The sequence below is a fragment of the Chryseobacterium sp. G0162 genome (genome assembly GCF_003815715.1).
Lineage (GTDB): Bacteria > Bacteroidota > Bacteroidia > Flavobacteriales > Weeksellaceae > Chryseobacterium.
Window position 1 is genome coordinate 3,871,832 of sequence record NZ_CP033922.1, and the last position, 15,185, is coordinate 3,887,016.

General features: G+C 36.3%; 13 protein-coding genes. 3 read left to right on the forward strand and 10 right to left on the reverse strand.

The genetic code is table 11. The features are described 5' to 3' along the window. The first annotated feature begins 35 nt into the window (after nucleotides 1-35). Entirely contained in the window at nucleotides 36-1,706 is a 1,671-nt protein-coding gene (locus tag EG344_RS17440) for a glutamine--tRNA ligase/YqeY domain fusion protein (protein ID WP_123857167.1), read from the forward strand. A gap of 161 nt (nucleotides 1,707-1,867) precedes the next feature. Here the strand turns inward: EG344_RS17440 and EG344_RS17445 are convergent, their stop codons facing one another. After that, nucleotides 1,868-3,808, reverse strand: a complete 1,941-nt coding sequence (locus EG344_RS17445; RefSeq protein ID WP_123910654.1) for an oleate hydratase — start codon at nucleotides 3,806-3,808, stop codon at nucleotides 1,868-1,870. 90 nt (nucleotides 3,809-3,898) lie between these two features. Beyond that, nucleotides 3,899-4,660, reverse strand: coding sequence for an AraC family transcriptional regulator (locus tag EG344_RS17450; protein ID WP_317126478.1), 762 nt, complete (start codon nucleotides 4,658-4,660; stop codon nucleotides 3,899-3,901). A 421-nt stretch (nucleotides 4,661-5,081) separates the two neighbouring features. Between EG344_RS17450 and EG344_RS17455 the strand changes: the two genes are divergently transcribed. Then, nucleotides 5,082-6,275, forward strand: a complete 1,194-nt coding sequence (locus tag EG344_RS17455) for an MFS transporter (RefSeq protein WP_123911841.1) — start codon at nucleotides 5,082-5,084, stop codon at nucleotides 6,273-6,275. Nucleotides 6,276-6,359: 84 nt separating this feature from the next. On the opposite strand, the gene EG344_RS17460 is transcribed toward EG344_RS17455, so the two are convergent. Further along, nucleotides 6,360-7,340: a YpdA family putative bacillithiol disulfide reductase gene (locus tag EG344_RS17460; RefSeq protein ID WP_123910656.1), complete on the reverse strand. Its 981-nt coding sequence runs from the start codon at nucleotides 7,338-7,340 to the stop codon at nucleotides 6,360-6,362. A 189-nt stretch (nucleotides 7,341-7,529) separates the two neighbouring features. Between EG344_RS17460 and EG344_RS17465 the strand changes: the two genes are divergently transcribed. Then, nucleotides 7,530-8,174: a hypothetical protein gene (locus tag EG344_RS17465; RefSeq protein WP_123910657.1), complete on the forward strand. Its 645-nt coding sequence runs from the start codon at nucleotides 7,530-7,532 to the stop codon at nucleotides 8,172-8,174. A gap of 107 nt (nucleotides 8,175-8,281) precedes the next feature. Here EG344_RS17465 and EG344_RS17470 read toward each other — a convergent pair whose 3' ends face one another. From EG344_RS17470 to EG344_RS17500, 7 genes are all read right to left on the reverse strand, one after another. Further along, a complete protein-coding gene (locus EG344_RS17470; protein ID WP_123910658.1) occupies nucleotides 8,282-9,574 on the reverse strand; it encodes a glycosyl transferase family 1 in 1,293 nt (430 codons plus the stop codon). Between the two features lie 134 nt (nucleotides 9,575-9,708). Then, complete coding sequence (locus EG344_RS17475) at nucleotides 9,709-9,888, reverse strand: GIY-YIG nuclease family protein (protein ID WP_317126479.1); 180 nt, start codon at nucleotides 9,886-9,888, stop codon at nucleotides 9,709-9,711. A gap of 125 nt (nucleotides 9,889-10,013) precedes the next feature. After that, a complete protein-coding gene (locus EG344_RS17480) occupies nucleotides 10,014-12,554 on the reverse strand; it encodes a YfhO family protein (RefSeq protein WP_123910659.1) in 2,541 nt (846 codons plus the stop codon). 31 nt (nucleotides 12,555-12,585) lie between these two features. Next, nucleotides 12,586-12,816 (reverse strand): hypothetical protein, encoded by a 231-nt coding sequence (locus EG344_RS17485; protein WP_123910660.1) that lies wholly within the window; start codon nucleotides 12,814-12,816, stop codon nucleotides 12,586-12,588. Nucleotides 12,817-12,881: 65 nt separating this feature from the next. Further along, nucleotides 12,882-13,931, reverse strand: a complete 1,050-nt coding sequence (locus EG344_RS17490; RefSeq protein WP_123910661.1) for a DUF6263 family protein — start codon at nucleotides 13,929-13,931, stop codon at nucleotides 12,882-12,884. Between the two features lie 31 nt (nucleotides 13,932-13,962). Next, nucleotides 13,963-14,706 (reverse strand): 23S rRNA (guanosine(2251)-2'-O)-methyltransferase RlmB, encoded by a 744-nt coding sequence (rlmB, locus tag EG344_RS17495; protein ID WP_123910662.1) that lies wholly within the window; start codon nucleotides 14,704-14,706, stop codon nucleotides 13,963-13,965. A gap of 62 nt (nucleotides 14,707-14,768) precedes the next feature. After that, the gene (locus tag EG344_RS17500; protein WP_123910663.1) at nucleotides 14,769-15,161 is read right to left on the reverse strand and encodes a four helix bundle protein; all 393 of its coding nucleotides are present in this window, start codon (nucleotides 15,159-15,161) and stop codon (nucleotides 14,769-14,771) included. Nucleotides 15,162-15,185 lie beyond the last annotated feature (24 nt).

Genomic DNA, 15,185 nt, shown 5'->3' on the forward strand with positions numbered 1-15,185 from the left:
TACCACTTTTTTTGCTATAAACAAAAGCTAATTTAATGGAAGAAGAAAAAAAATCACTCAATTTTATTGAGCAAATTATTGAAGATGATCTGGCAAACGGTTTGAACAAGGATCAAATCCGTTTCCGTTTTCCACCTGAACCTAATGGTTACCTGCATGTAGGGCATACAAAAGCCATCTGCATCAACTTTGGGCTGGGTGAAAAATACAATGCTCCCGTAAACCTTCGTTTCGACGATACGAATCCTGAAAAAGAAGAACAGGAATTCGTAGATTCTATCATGAAAGACGTTGAATGGTTAGGTTTCAAATGGGATAAAGTTTTGTACGCATCCGATTACTTCCAGCAGCTTTACGATTGGGCAGTACAATTAATTAAAGATGGAAAAGCTTATGTAGATGAGCAACCCTCTGAAGTGATTACCGAGCAAAGAAAAAACCCTTCAGAACCAGGAATTGAATCTCCATATAGAAACCGTCCTGTTGAAGAGTCTTTAGATTTATTCGAAAGAATGAAAAACGGAGAATTCGAAAGCGGTTCAATGTCTCTTCGTGCAAAAATCGATATGGTTTCGCCAAACATGAATATGCGTGACCCTGTTATGTATAGAATTTTAAATAAGCCTCACCATAGAACGGGTACGGCTTGGAAAATCTATCCAATGTACGATTGGGCTCATGGTGAATCCGATTATATAGAGCAAATTTCGCATTCGCTTTGTTCTTTGGAGTTTGAAAATCACAGACCGTTGTACAACTGGTATTTGGATCAGGTTTATGAAGAAGGTAAGGTTAAGAACAAGCAAAGAGAATTTGCAAGAATGAATGTTTCTTACATGATTACTTCTAAAAGAAAACTACAAAGATTAGTAGCTGAAGGAGTAGTGACAGGATGGGATGATCCAAGAATGCCTACCATTTCAGGAATGAGAAGAAAAGGTTTCACACCCACTTCTATTAGAAATTTTATTGATAAAGTAGGGGTGGCAAAAAGAGAAAACCTGATCGAGATCCAATTGCTTGATTTCTGTGTACGTGAAGACCTGAATAAGGTGGCTAAACGTGTAATGACAGTAGTAGATCCGGTAAAATTAGTGATCGAAAACTATCCTGAAGATAAAGAAGAATGGGTAGAAACTGAAAATAATCCTGAACAGGAGAATGCAGGAACCAGAGAAATTCCTTTTTCTAGAGAACTGTATATCGAACGTGAAGACTTCAAAGAAGAAGCTAATAATAAATTCTTCAGACTTAAATTAGGGGGGGAAGTTCGTTTAAAATCAGCATACATTATCAAAGCTGAAAGAGTAGAGAAGGATGAAAATGGTGAAATCACTACCATCTATGCTACTTATGATGAGAAGAGTAAGTCCGGAAGCGGAACAGAAGAAAGCTTAAGAAAAGTAAAAGGAACACTTCACTGGGTGTCGGCTAAACATGCAATCCCTGTAGAAATAAGAATTTACAACCAATTGTTTACAGTAGAACAGCCTGATGCTGAAAAAGATGTAGACTTCTTAAACTTTATCAACCCCGAATCTGTAGCTACAATTCAAGGTTTTGCTGAACCAAGCCTGAAAGATGTAGCTGTGGGTGAACCACTTCAGTTCCAGAGAATCGGATACTTTACAAAAGATCAGGATTCTACGGATGATGCATTGGTATTTAACCGTACAGTAACATTAAAAGATTCTTTTAAGCCTTAATAAGCTATAAGGAATAATCCATAAATAAAAAACAGGACTTAGAAATAAGTCCTGTTTTTTATTTATGTAAATTCTATGTGACTATGTTCAAAATAATTTAATTTTTATTTTACCACATAGATACATAGAATATGACTTCCAATATTAATTGTCAAAATGTTTTAGCCTTTCACGCCTTTGATCCAATCCTGGAATTTACCAACCTGCTCCATAAAGAAAGATTCATGTTCCTCTTTTTCTTCAGGACGGTCAACCAGTATATGCTCAAAGTAAGTGTTTTTCAAAATTTTTCTTAAGATTCCTTCTCCTAAGAACGGTTTATAGTCATTTAATGCCTGAGTCGCTTTTAATAAATGTCGGATATCATACTGTAACGGGTTAATATCTGGAACCTGCTTGTTGAGGTTAAGAAGATTATATACCGCTATTCTGGCTGTTCTTACAGAACTTTCCATAGTGAACACAACATCATTGTTAGTTTCTACAAATTGCCCAACCAAACCTAAGTTAGTACAGCCTTCAGGAACTACTCTTGGACGGTCTCCCTGAGCTCTAGGCATAAACATGGAGGTAATATAAGGCATAAATGCAGTACGGACAATTGTATTTTCAATCACATTATCAAGCTGATCTGTCATTCCGAGGTGATGGCATAATTCAGCAAGAATTTCATTTCCAGTACATTCTGGCATTGTTTTTTTGATGTAATTTCCTTCTTTATCCATCAATAAGGCATATACCCATACTACTAGGATATCATCCGGCTGGGTCGGGTAGTGTGGCTGTCTGTTGCAGGTAAAACTCATTACCCAGTTAGAATCTGTAATTGTAATAATACCTCCAGTAGCTGTTTTTCCGGAATAAGGATCATTCACACATAATTCTTTTAATTTTTCTGTAAATGCAGAAGGACGGCACGTTAATGTTGCAGATTCCCATGAAGACTTTTCAATATGGCTACAGAATTTTTCAGGTTTCCCGAAGACCTCAGATTTGGCGGCAAGATTTTTCCATAATTTCCATCCGGCACTTTGTCCGGCACTGCTGTTGTCTATGGTGACTTCCGGCACTGTATTGTTATCTCCGTAGAAAGTACTTTCCGTCATAGATCCGGTAGTTACAATTACGTAATCATCTTTTCCGATGGATATTCTTACTTCTTCTCCATTTTGTTCAGTAATAATGCCTTCTACTGTTTTTCCTTCCGTATTAATATGAACATCAAGATCTTTTACCAAAGTATCGAACTGGATTTGTACTCCTTTCTCTACCAGGAAGTTCTTTAGAGGAGTAACAAAGGTATCATACTGGTTGTATTTAGGGAATACAAGGCATGAAAAGTCTTTCATTCCATCAATAGCGTGGAGGAATCTGTGCATATACAGCTTCAGTTCCAGTAAGCTGTGCCAGTTTTCAAAGGCAAACATTGAACGCCAGAAGAACCAGAAATTACTGTTCAGGAATGATTCTGAGAAATAATCTTCAATGCTGAGATCATCAAGCTCCTCTTTTTTCTTTAATAAAAGTTTGACAATAGCCAATTGATCTTTTTTCTCCAATCCGAATTTGCTGAAATCCTGAATTTGTCCCTGGTTATGAATTAATCTTGCTTTTGAATAGTTGGGGTCATTATCATTGATGAGACGGTATTCATCCAGGACACTGTAAGGTGCAGGCAATTCCAAAGCAGGAATATCCTGGAATATATCCCATAGATTTTCATAAGTCATATCCATTTCACGTCCTCCGCGGATGATATAACCATCTTTTGGATTCCCGGCTCCATCTAATGAACCGCCTTCTATAGCAAGCTGGTCCAGGAAAATGATGTTTTTACCCGGAACATGGCCGTCACGGATGAAATAGTATGCTGCAGACATCCCTGCAATTCCGCTTCCGACAATATAGATTTTGCTGTTTTCGTAGGATTGTAAAGGAATCCCTTTATTTCTTTGATAGTTTCCGATCTGGTCTGAAAAAGGCATGGTCTTTTCAGGAGTGTTAATCTGAACTTCTTTGCTTGAATCCGGTTCGTGATTTACTTTCCCAAACTGATCAGAGGTATTTAAAACGTTGTCGAATTTTGAATTGATCGTACTCATTTTGTTTTTGTTTTTAATGAACATGATAAAGGTACCCCTATTCAAAATACGATGTATATCCCTAATGTCAGAATTAGTATCCCGAAATTCCTAGGACTGGATATTTTCCGTTATTCTGTACTCAGAAGGAGCAAAGGATGTATGTTTTTTGAAAAAACGACCAAAGGCAGAGGTGGAATTGAACTGAAGTTCAAAAGCTATTTCTGAAATTGTCAGATCCGGATTTCCCAGCATGACATAAGCTTCTTTCAATAAGGCTTCGTCAATAACTTCATGCGGAGTCTTTCCACTGGCTTTTTTGATGACCTCGATAAGGTATTTATTGGAAACACAAAGCTGATCGGCATAGAATTGAACCGTTCTGTGTTGTCTGATATTTTCCCGGATCAGTTGACTGAATTTAAGGAACAGATCTTTTTTTCCTTCTTCCTTATCAGAAGCTGTCGTATGTTTCGTTTCCAGGATTTCGGCGGTTTCCAGCAGAAGATTGAAAATAATGGTACGAACAATTTCTTCAGTAAATTTTCCCTGTTTTCTGGATTTCTTTTTGAGGTAATCCAAAAGATCTTGTAATACCAGAGCATTTTTAGGAGTGGTTTTTACAATACTGTAGGAACCTTTGGAGAACAGGTTCATTTTCTCAATGATAAAAGGGTTAGAGATATTTTTGATCAGAAAATTCTTATCGAAGAATAATAATTTCATCCTGAAATCCTGACTGGTTTTCAGAAATTTTACAATCGTAGACGGAGCAGCCACCAGAATACTGTGTGCATCTGCTTTATACTGATGATGATCTATTTCAACACTTATTTCTCCCGCAGTACAGATACAAAGCGCATAATAATCCATTCTGAAAGAAGTTTTTTGGAATTCAAAAATGGGTTTTCCGGAGGATATGTAGTAGGATTCGCGGCAGTCAATACTATAAAAAGACAGCGTATCGTGTAAGTTTTCGTAGGTTACCATTCTTACTGTTGGTTGATTTTTTATAGGTGTTCAATGAAATTTAAGGTTAAAAAACCTGTTGTTAATGCAATTTACGAATTTTATAAATGATTTTAAATCTTATATATCGAAAATATTCGTTTTTATCAGGATACAGTTGATTGTTTATTCTTATAAATGTTATTCGTAAAAAAGGCTTAAAATAAAGGGTGTTGCAGTGATTTTTACCTAACTTTGCACTTTCAAATTTTCCCCCCAACATATTATTGTGAAACTAATAAACATATACACGAGTTCTTTCAAAGGACTCTCGCAGGAGAGTTGGATGCTGGCGTTGGTAATGCTCATCAACAGGGCAGGTTCTATGGTACTTCCATTTTTGGGAGTTTATATGACAGATCATTTACATTTTAGCATTGAGAATTCAGGGATTGTCCTGAGTTTTTTTGGAATCGGTTCGGTTATTGGTTCATGGCTGGGTGGAATGGTCACCGATAAAATTGGTGAATATAGGGTACAGAGTTTGAGTTTACTGCTCAGCGTACCTTTGTTCTGTATGATTCCTTTATTTGAGACAGAAGCTGGGTTGGCTGGAATTATTCTTGCTCAGAGTATTGTAAGCGAAACGTTTCGCCCGGCAAACTCCGTAGCGATTACCAAATATGCGAAACCGGAAAATATAACAAGAGCTTTTTCTCTGAACCGTATGGCCGTTAATCTAGGATTTTCTATAGGTCCTGCACTGGGAGGAATTCTGTCTGCTATTTCCTATGAATTCCTGTTTTACAGTAATGCGCTGGCTGCCTTATTGGCTGGACTGATGTATATTTGGTTCTTTAAAGGCCGTGCAAAATTGGCTAAACAGGAAGCGAAAAAAGTAAAGGAAGCAATAGTTATTAAAAAAGAAAATTCGCCTTATCGAGATAATAAGTTTTTGATTTACTGTATACTTTGTATGTTATTCTCTGTTTGTTTCTTCCAGCTATTCAGTACGTTGACCATTTTTTATAAAGATACTGCACATCTCAGTCAACAGAATATTGGATATATTCTTGGGTATAGCGGATTCCTGATCGTTCTATTGGAAATGGGATTGGTACAGATCGCAGAAAAGTATTTCACATTAGCGTTTACCATGCTGATTGGTACTCTCATTTGTGGGTTTTCCTATGCGATGCTGGCTTTCGACTATAGCATGATTACCTTATTGGTATCTATGACACTGCTGTGTATTGGAGAAATCTGGACGTTACCTTTTATGTCAACCATTACTGCATTACGATCCGGAGCGAATAATAAAGGAGCATATATGGGACTGAACGGGATATCATTTTCCATAGCATTTATCATTACACCTTACATAGGAACTCTGATTGCGGATAAATTAGGCTTTAACACTTTATGGATTGGAACTGGAGTATTGGCCATGGGAATTGCAATAGCTCTTTATTTTGTTATTCCCTGGATGCTTAAAGATAAGAAGAAAGTGGAGGAGGATTTAGTTTTAAAAGAAAATTAATGAGAAAAAATAAGATAACCCCTGATTACATATTACTTAATCAGGGGTTATTATTTATACTTTCTAATTTTTTAACTGCAAAAGCTATGATTTATTTACAGAAGATTTAGATAAAATAGAATTAACAATCATATGGGCATGAATCCTTGAATTTTCGATGAACCAAAGATGTGTATCCTTTCCACCACAAACGACTCCTGCAAGATATAGATCAGGAATATTAGTTTCCATAGTTTCAGGATTATAAAACGGATTCAGGCAATCCCCATTCAGGTCAATTCCGGAATTTTTCAGAAATTCAAAATCAGGAAGGTAGCCTGTCATGGCCAGAACAAAATCATTTTCAATCTCATGAATTTGGTTTTTTTCATCCTTGAAAATCACAAAATTTTCTTTTACCTCCATCATTTCAGCATTAAAATACGCTTTAATACTTCCTTCTGAAATTCTGTTTTCAATATCCGGTTTTACCCAATATTTCACACTTTTTGAAATCTCTGAATGACGGATAATCATAGTCACTTCAGCTCCTTTTCTATACGTTTCCAGAGCAGCATCCACCGCGGAATTGCTTGATCCTATCACTACCACTTTCTGCCTTGCATACGGATAAGGTTCGGTATAATAATGCTTCACCTTCGGAAGTTCCTCACCCGGAATATTCATAAGGTTCGGAATATCATAAAACCCTGTGGCAATCACGACATTTCTAGCTTTATAATTTCCTTTTGTTGTTTCGATATCAAATATATCAAGGGTTTTGGATACGTTCAACACTTTTTCATAAAGGTGAATATTCAGATTCTTTTGCCGGGCAATTCCCTGGTAATATTCCAAAGCATCCTGCCTTCCCGGTTTGGGAGCAGTGGAAATAAAGGGAGTTCCATCAATTTCCAGTTTCTCAGCGGTAGAAAAGAACCGCATATATAAAGGATAATTGTATAATGAGTTGACAATGGTTCCTTTTTCTATGATTAAATAATTCAAGTTGTTTTTCTGGGCTTCAATGGCACAGTTGATACCAATAGGCCCTGCTCCTATAATGAGAATATCCAAAATTTCCATACCCCAAAGGTACAATGTAATTGGGAAAAAGCCTTCATTGAAACAGAGAAGATTACTGATAAGCAGCCATGAAGAATAAAATAGGAAAAATAAAACTATTGAAAGAATACTAACTTGGAACCTTACACTTTAAAACACCGCATTGGCATCAGTTTTGGTGTTTTTCTATCTATAACAAAACTAAAAGATATGAAAAAACTATTCGTTTCAATACTTATGCTGAGCCTGGTGGTAGCCTGTAAGAAAGAAGCTGGAAAGCCGGTTCCCAGTGAAATTGATACCATTACCCGTGTAACACCATTGGATAGTGCAACAATTGCTAAAGAAAAAGTAAAGAAAGAAGGTGATATTAAAAAGGTCAATGATGAGGTCTTACAAGCCTTGAAAGCTAAGGATTATAAAACATTTGCTTCATTAATTCATCCCGAAAAGGGAATTAGTTTCTCCATGTATGCTTTTGTAGATCCCAAAGGAGATAAACATTTCTCTAAAGAAGAGTTTGAAAAATACCAGCCTACCAAAACATTATTTACCTGGGGGGCAAAGGATGGTTCCGGAGATCCTTATAAAGCAACAATTAATGACTATCTTGGAAAATGGGTTTTTGCTGCAGATTTTACTGCATCTCAGTATTCTTTGAACAAATTTATTGGTGGCGGAAACTCTCTGAATAACCTTGAAAAAATCTATCCTAAGAAAGATTTTACAGAAAACTATATCAAAGGAACTGAAAAGAATGGTGAAATGGACTGGAAGACCCTTCGTTTTGTATTTGAAGAGTTCCAGGGAAAATACTATCTGATTGCCGTGGTGAATGACCAATGGACAATTTAAGAAGGGTAAAAAAGATTAGCTACTTTCTAGTTTAATCACAAAAGCCACAAAAGTTTTATTTTAAACACTTTTGTGGCTTTTGTAGTTTGAAAATTTCTGATGCTTCTTTATAAAATTTCGACCAGTTGTTGGGTGAGATTTTTTCTGGAAAACTGGTCAATATGTTGTGTGTTTTCAGAAAGATTCCCGTTTTTCCAAAGTTCAAACTTTTCAAGGATGAATCTTTTTACGGTTTCGGAATCATTATAGCTGAAATGTTTCCCTGCATGGGTTTCCTCCAGTATTCTGGCAACATCAGCCTGATTGGGGCCAAATGAAAGGATTTGTTTGCCGGAGGCCAGATACTCAAATATTTTTCCGGGAATAATTCCTTTTGAAGATTCGTTCGGAAAATTGGTAATCAGCAATATTTCTGAGGTCTGCATTTCTTCCACCGCTTTGCCATGTGAAAGATAACCCAAGTTCAAAATATGATTTTTCAGATTTGAGTTTTCTAGGGTATTCAGAATCTTATCATCAATTCTGCCTACAAATTTTAAGCTGAAATATTTTGCAAATTCTTCATTTTCCTTTACCAGTTCATCCAGTGCTTTCCAAAGGTTTTCCGGATTTCTAAGTTGTTCCAGAACTCCGATATAACTTAGTACAAAAGTTGTATTGGACTCTTTTTGCTGTGCTGTGTTTTCTTTTGAATCACTTTCGTCAAAACCATTCGTAATACAAACCGCATTGGCTCCTGCTTTTCTGAAATTATAGGCATCCGTATAACTTGTTGCCAGGGTAATGTCGGCATTTTTAAACACAGCACTTTCCAGTTGACGGTGTTTTTTATCTGAACTCTTGGTAAGCTTCAGATGTTTATAATAGGAAATTTCTGTCCATGGATCGCGGAAATCAGCAATCCATTTAAGGTTGGGAAATTGATCTTTTAAGCCTAATCCAATCAGATGAAGGGAGTGGGGCGGGCCAGAAGTTACAATGGTATCAATCTTATTCTCCTGTAAATATTTTTCCAGAAATGTAATAGAGGGTTTTACCCAGAAAACTCTGGCATCAGGAATGAAAAAATTCCCTCTTACCCAAATAGAAAGTTTGGATTTCCAGCTTTGATTTTTTCCTACATCAAATTGTCCAGCCTTGAATTTTTTATTGCTTTTATTAAGCTTTTCAGCAAGCTGATAAGGCTCCCAGATCTTGGTTCTAACGATTTCAATATTTTCAGGAACATCCTTCATCAGTGTTTCATCCATCAGTGGATAGCTTGGGTTCTCTGGAGTATAGATCACCGGTTTCCATCCAAAATCCGGCAGATATTTAGCAAATTTCAGCCACCTTTGAACACCAGGGCCTCCCGCAGGAGGCCAGTAATAGGTGATAATTAATATTTTCTTTTGTTCCATTTCTTGGGTAAATCAGACGTTTGTCATTCATTTGTCATTCTGAACGAAGCGTAGCGTAGTGAAGAATCTCATTCTACTTCTTCCTTCAGAAATTTCCAATCAGAATTGAATTCTGTAATTAAGTTTTCTTTCTTTTATCGAGTCCAGCCTTTTATTTGTTTTTCTCTTGCTATTGCGGTTTTAATAACATCAAAATGCTCAAAATAGATTAAATAAAAGCATTTATATTTTGATGTGAAACTCTTATCAATAGCTTCTGGATGTTGATGCCAATATAATCTGTTTTTCAAATCATTGGTAACACCCGTATACAATACTGTTTTTACTTTATTGGTTAGTATCTAAACATAGTAATTATGTGTTCTTAATGTTTTCATTTTGACTTGAGATTCTTCATTGTGCTATGCTCCATTCAGAATGACACAGTACAATGTTTACATTAGGCACTCGGTTCAGCTAAAGCTTCTTTTTTCTTGTTCTTATTCATCCAGAAAATTCCAAAGGCAGCCAATGCAATAAATAATCCGAAGCTTAAAAGTGAGATCCATTTTCCTTTTTCAATCACTTCCGGTTCAAATACCATTCTGATGTGGTGATTTCCTGCAGGAACGTGTACCGCACGAAGCAAATAATCAGCTTTGATATAAGGAACCTCTTTTTCATCGACAAGAACCTTCCATCCGTGCGGATAATAGACTTCAGAAAAAACAGCCAATTGAGGTGTTTTAGACTGCGATTTAAATTCTAGTTCGTTAGGTTGGTAGGTCGTTAGATTGATAAATGCTGTAGAGTCAGCCTGAACTGGTTTATTACTGAAATAAGCCTTGTCAGAAGCTGCAATGACAGCTGTTTTTTTGTTGTCGATTTCCCCGATAGATTTAATTTCTTCGTTAGGCGTATCTACAAACTTAAGATCACTTACAAACCATGCATTTCCGTTGGCTTTAGGATTAGGAACAACCTGAGGCTGATCCGGACCTCCGAAAACCATATATTTTGCATTCAGTAAGTTAAGGATTTTAGGAGTTCTCACACTGTCGATATTGTTGATATAAGCATTCAATACATCATCATATCTTCTTAGCTTTACAGCATGATAACCTCCGATAGAAGCTTTAAAGTAAGAGGTGTTGGTCTCACTGGTAACTCCTAGAGTTTGGTTGTAAATTCTATAATGTGCCTTGTCTTTATCCGCGATAGTCTCTAAAGCCTTATTAATATTTACAGTAGATAAAATAGATTCAAGGTTTGGATTTCCTTGTGTCTTTTCTACTAATAGATCTGAGCTTTCTGTCTGGAAAGGGTTTTCTGCAAAGATTTTGTCTACATAGTTTTCGTCATTTAAATAACGTTTGTTAACCGTCCACAGATCAAATAAACTTACTATACCAATCACTGCCAAAGCAATATTAGGACTAAGTTTTTTCTTCAGGCTAAAGAATAAAGCAGCAGCAGCAATTGCTACATAGATAAATGCTTTTACAGCATCTGCTTTAAATAACTTATATCTTTCATCCACTAAATAATCCAACAAGAAAGGAGGGAAGTAAGTCTTCTCACCCGCAGTAGAAAACCCTAGCAATGATTTACCGAATAGTAAAAGAACTAACAGTAACCCTAAAGTCCCACCACTTACATACATCAGAATTTTCTGTTTGTATTCCTCTGTCAGCTTTTCATCTGTGAAGAATCTGTATAATCCTAAAATAGCAATTAAAGGGAATAGCAACTCTACTACCACAAGGATAGAAGAAGGTGCTCTGAATTTATTGTAAAACGGAACATAATCAATAAAGAAATCGGATAAAGGCATAAAGTTGCTTCCCCAGGCCAATAAAATGGTCAGAATAGAAGCTCCTAAGATCCAATAACGGTATTTTTTTGATGCAAAGAAGAAGCCTAATAGCGCAAGGAAACATACGATAGCTCCCTGGTATGCTGGTCCTGAAGTTCCCGGTTGATCTCCCCAATAGGTCATTCCGCTGAAACCTTTCGAAATTCTGTCCATTTCAGCCTGCGAACCTACATTTTCCTGAACAAGCTCCTGTACCTTGTTCATCATTTCCTTAGCTTCCGGTTCCTGGCTTCCGCCACCCATTAATCTTGGAATGAAAAGGTTTAAAGTTTCCAGTTGCCCGTAGCTCCACATCAGCATACTTTCTTTATCCATTCCGGATTTTCCTGAAGTATGGCTGTCATTGGTTAAGATCTGTTTTCCACGAACAGTTTCCTTTACATATTCAGAATTGGCCATGATTCTTTGGGAATTCATTCCAACTCCTATAACACAAGAGGCTGCGATGATTCCTGAAGAAATAAGGAAATGTTTCATCGGAGTCTTTTTCTGGATCGCTCTGATTAATTCAGAAAGGAATAAAAATCCTAAAGCCAGAAACAGATAATAGGTCATCTGCGGGTGGTTCGCTGCAATCTGAAGTCCCATAAAAAGGGTCGTAACAATGAATCCCCAGATGTATTGTTTTCGGATGTAAACCAGTAAAATACCGGCTAAAAGCGGTGCGAAATACTCAATGGTATTTACCTTTCCATTGTGTCCCGCAGCAATAATGATATAGAAATAAGTGGAAAGCCCGAAAAAGGTTGCGCCCAGTAAGGCATATTTCCAGTTTCTGACCACTACCATTCCCAAAAGGAAAAAACCTGCAAAAAGCAGGAAGAGATAATTGACCGGTCTTGGCAGGAAGTTCAGATTGCTGTCGATTTTCTTGATGATATCGCCCTTAAACTGGCTACCCATCTGATAAGTCGGCATTCCTCCGAACATGGAGTCACTCCAATAGGTTTCATTTCCTGTGTTAGCTCTATAGTCTAGAAGTTCTTTTGCTCCCCCTCTGTATTGCACAATATCATGCTGGAAAAGCTGTTTTCCTGAAAATACAGGAGTGGAATATAAAAATGCTAAAACTATAAATACTACTAATGAAACTGCAATATAAATTAAGTTTTTGTTTTTTGCCATGCTGGTTATTATCTTTTATTTCTTGGATTTTTTACCTTTTGTCATTACTCTCTTTTACCTCTTCATAGTCTACGGTTTCCGCATCCCATTTAAGGTCTTTTTTGTTATTCTTATTCGAGTCGTGGATATCCTCTCTTGAATTATTATGCTGTTGGTTATTGAACCTGTAGCTGTAAAATGTCTTAAAGAAAATTCTTTTCAGAATATTCCAGACAAAGAAAATAATAATGGCAGACAGTACTAACTCAAGAATGTACTTCATAATAAATTGATTTAAGGTTTAAAGAGTAAGAATCAAACATTGACTCTTACTCTTTTAAGCTTTAATTATTTTACAGAAGGGTTTACCATTACAGAAGAATTGGAAACGCTCTTCATAGATTGAGATTGTTTTCCGTCTGAAATGCTTTCGATCTGTGTCGTTTTTACATTGATGTTCTGGTTGGTGATCCATCCTGTGTTTTCATCAAATTTGATAGTTCCGTTCTGAGCAAGTTCACTGCTCATGCTGTGGGTGATAGGTCCCTGAGCTTTCTTTTCAGTTTTCTTAGGAATACCTCCGGTTACAGCAATTTCAGCAGTTCCGTTTCCTAAGCTTTTTAAAACATAGTTTGAAGTAACCTTGATGGTTCCGTTTGGATCAGCGTTTTCAGAAGTTGTCCATTTTTCTCCTATTTTAATCCCTTTTTTAGGAATGATAGAAAGATTTTTGCTGAACTGATCTTTCAATACTTTCTCATTAAAAGACTGTTTAAGACTTGCTACAACGCTTGCTCTTTCATTAGCATCCTTAATAAGAGTTCCTATAGCTGCTGTAACTTTTGTATAAACAGCATCAAAACCTGTAATAGAAATAACATTTCCTTTGGTATCCATTTTCATATCAAGTTTGTTGCTGGTAAGCGCTTTGTTGATATTCCAGATCATTTTAAGATCATCTTCTTTAGGAAGAGGCTGTTTAGTGTCTACTACTACTGTTTTACCTTGTGCAGACTGAGAACTTCTTTTGGAAACCAGGTTAAGAGTCATGTCATACACATTCCCTTTGATATCGTTTACTACGAAGTTCATTTCATCTGTAGATTCTGAAGTCGCAGTGATAGATTTCCCCTGAGGATCCGTCATTGTTTTTACATCTCTCTGATAAGTAGTAAGAGGATAAGTTTTCCCTTTTTCAAGTTTGAAAGTCTGAATAACGATTCCAGCAGAATCTCTGATAGCCGGATTTTCTGCAACTTTCGCTACAGAATCCGCAGGAACTTCTACCGTTACTGTTTTTCCTGTTTTAGGATCTACTTTCGTGATTTTTGCTGTTTCTTTTTTACAAGACACAAGAGCTATAGATGATAATAGCGCTATTGCTGCTATGTTTTTCATTTTCTGATTTTTTAAGTGTTGTGTTATCGAATTAATTTATTTTCAAACTCTTCTGTCTCACCGCTTCATACAAAATGGCTCCACATGCTACGGAAACATTCAGAGATTGAGTTTTTCCTTCAATAGGAAGTTTTATTTTTTCATCAGAATGATGTAATACTTCTTTAGAAATTCCTGTTTCCTCATTTCCCATAACAATAGCGCATGGTTCTGTGAAGTCTACATCATAGATTAATTTCTGAGCTTTTTCAGAAGCAGAAAATACAGTAATTCCACTCTGCTGAAGGAAATCTACTGCATGAGCAAGATTGTTTTCCTTACAGATTTTAATATTATAAATAGCGCCTGCAGAAGTTTTAATCGCATCAGAATTGATAGGAGCTGCTCCTTTTTCAGGAATAATGACAGCATCTATACCCACACATTCTGCCGTTCTGCAGATGGCTCCAAAGTTTCTTACATCTGTAAGTCTATCCAAAATTAACAGGAAAGGAGTTTTCCCTTCCTCAAATAATTGTGGAATAAGATCCTCCACCTTATGAAATGGAACATCTGAAATAAAAGCAACTACACCTTGGTGGTTTTTTCTTGTAAAACGGTTCAGTTTTTCAACCGGAACATAATTGGGACGGATTTTATTTTTCGCTAAAATCGCTTTTAGTTCAGCATAAATAGGACCCTGAAGTGCATTTTGCACAAAGATCTTGTCAATCGTTTTTCCCGCTTCAATTGCTTCAATCACGGGACGCAGCCCGAAAATAAAATCGTCTTTCATTGATTTGTCTATAATTTTATGTTAGGGTTCAAAGTCATTGTTTAAAGTTCAATGTTTTGAGTTTAAGGTTTATACTTTGTTCCCTTTAAATCTGTTGTATTTAAATATTTTATAAAAGAATTAATCTTTTTACTTAATGTTTCCGTTACTTCAATTAAAGTTTCGAACTTTTCCTGTGAAATAAAATTTCTGTCATAAACCCGATATAACTGTGATCTTGTTTCTCCGCAGGAAGCCTTTGCAATTGAAAGAAATTGAATAAATTCTCTATTTCCGTTTCTCTCAAATCCCTCTGCTATATTATCCATAATGGAACCTGAAGAGCCATCAATCTGGCTGCAAAGTTTAAAATTATTTTTAAGATGAATAGATTCAACGATATGATAAACCTCTTTGCAAAGTTCTCGCGACAACTTCCAGATCTCTAGGTCCTCAAATCTTTTAATGGTTCCCATAACCTTAAACTATGAACTGTAAAC

Coding starts and splice junctions, on each gene's coding strand:
- EG344_RS17440 (WP_123857167.1), top strand. CDS start 36: ATGGAAGAAGAAAAAAAATCACTCAATTTTATTGAGCAAATTATTGAA.
- EG344_RS17450 (WP_317126478.1), bottom strand. CDS start 4,660: ATGGATTATTATGCGCTTTGTATCTGTACTGCGGGAGAAATAAGTGTT.
- EG344_RS17490 (WP_123910661.1), bottom strand. CDS start 13,931: ATGAAAAACATAGCAGCAATAGCGCTATTATCATCTATAGCTCTTGTG.
- EG344_RS17460 (WP_123910656.1), bottom strand. CDS start 7,340: ATGGAAATTTTGGATATTCTCATTATAGGAGCAGGGCCTATTGGTATC.
- EG344_RS17465 (WP_123910657.1), top strand. CDS start 7,530: ATGAAAAAACTATTCGTTTCAATACTTATGCTGAGCCTGGTGGTAGCC.
- EG344_RS17480 (WP_123910659.1), bottom strand. CDS start 12,554: ATGGCAAAAAACAAAAACTTAATTTATATTGCAGTTTCATTAGTAGTA.
- EG344_RS17455 (WP_123911841.1), top strand. CDS start 5,082: ATGCTGGCGTTGGTAATGCTCATCAACAGGGCAGGTTCTATGGTACTT.
- rlmB (WP_123910662.1), bottom strand. CDS start 14,706: ATGAAAGACGATTTTATTTTCGGGCTGCGTCCCGTGATTGAAGCAATT.
- EG344_RS17485 (WP_123910660.1), bottom strand. CDS start 12,816: ATGAAGTACATTCTTGAGTTAGTACTGTCTGCCATTATTATTTTCTTT.
- EG344_RS17500 (WP_123910663.1), bottom strand. CDS start 15,161: ATGGGAACCATTAAAAGATTTGAGGACCTAGAGATCTGGAAGTTGTCG.
- EG344_RS17470 (WP_123910658.1), bottom strand. CDS start 9,574: ATGGAACAAAAGAAAATATTAATTATCACCTATTACTGGCCTCCTGCG.
- EG344_RS17445 (WP_123910654.1), bottom strand. CDS start 3,808: ATGAGTACGATCAATTCAAAATTCGACAACGTTTTAAATACCTCTGAT.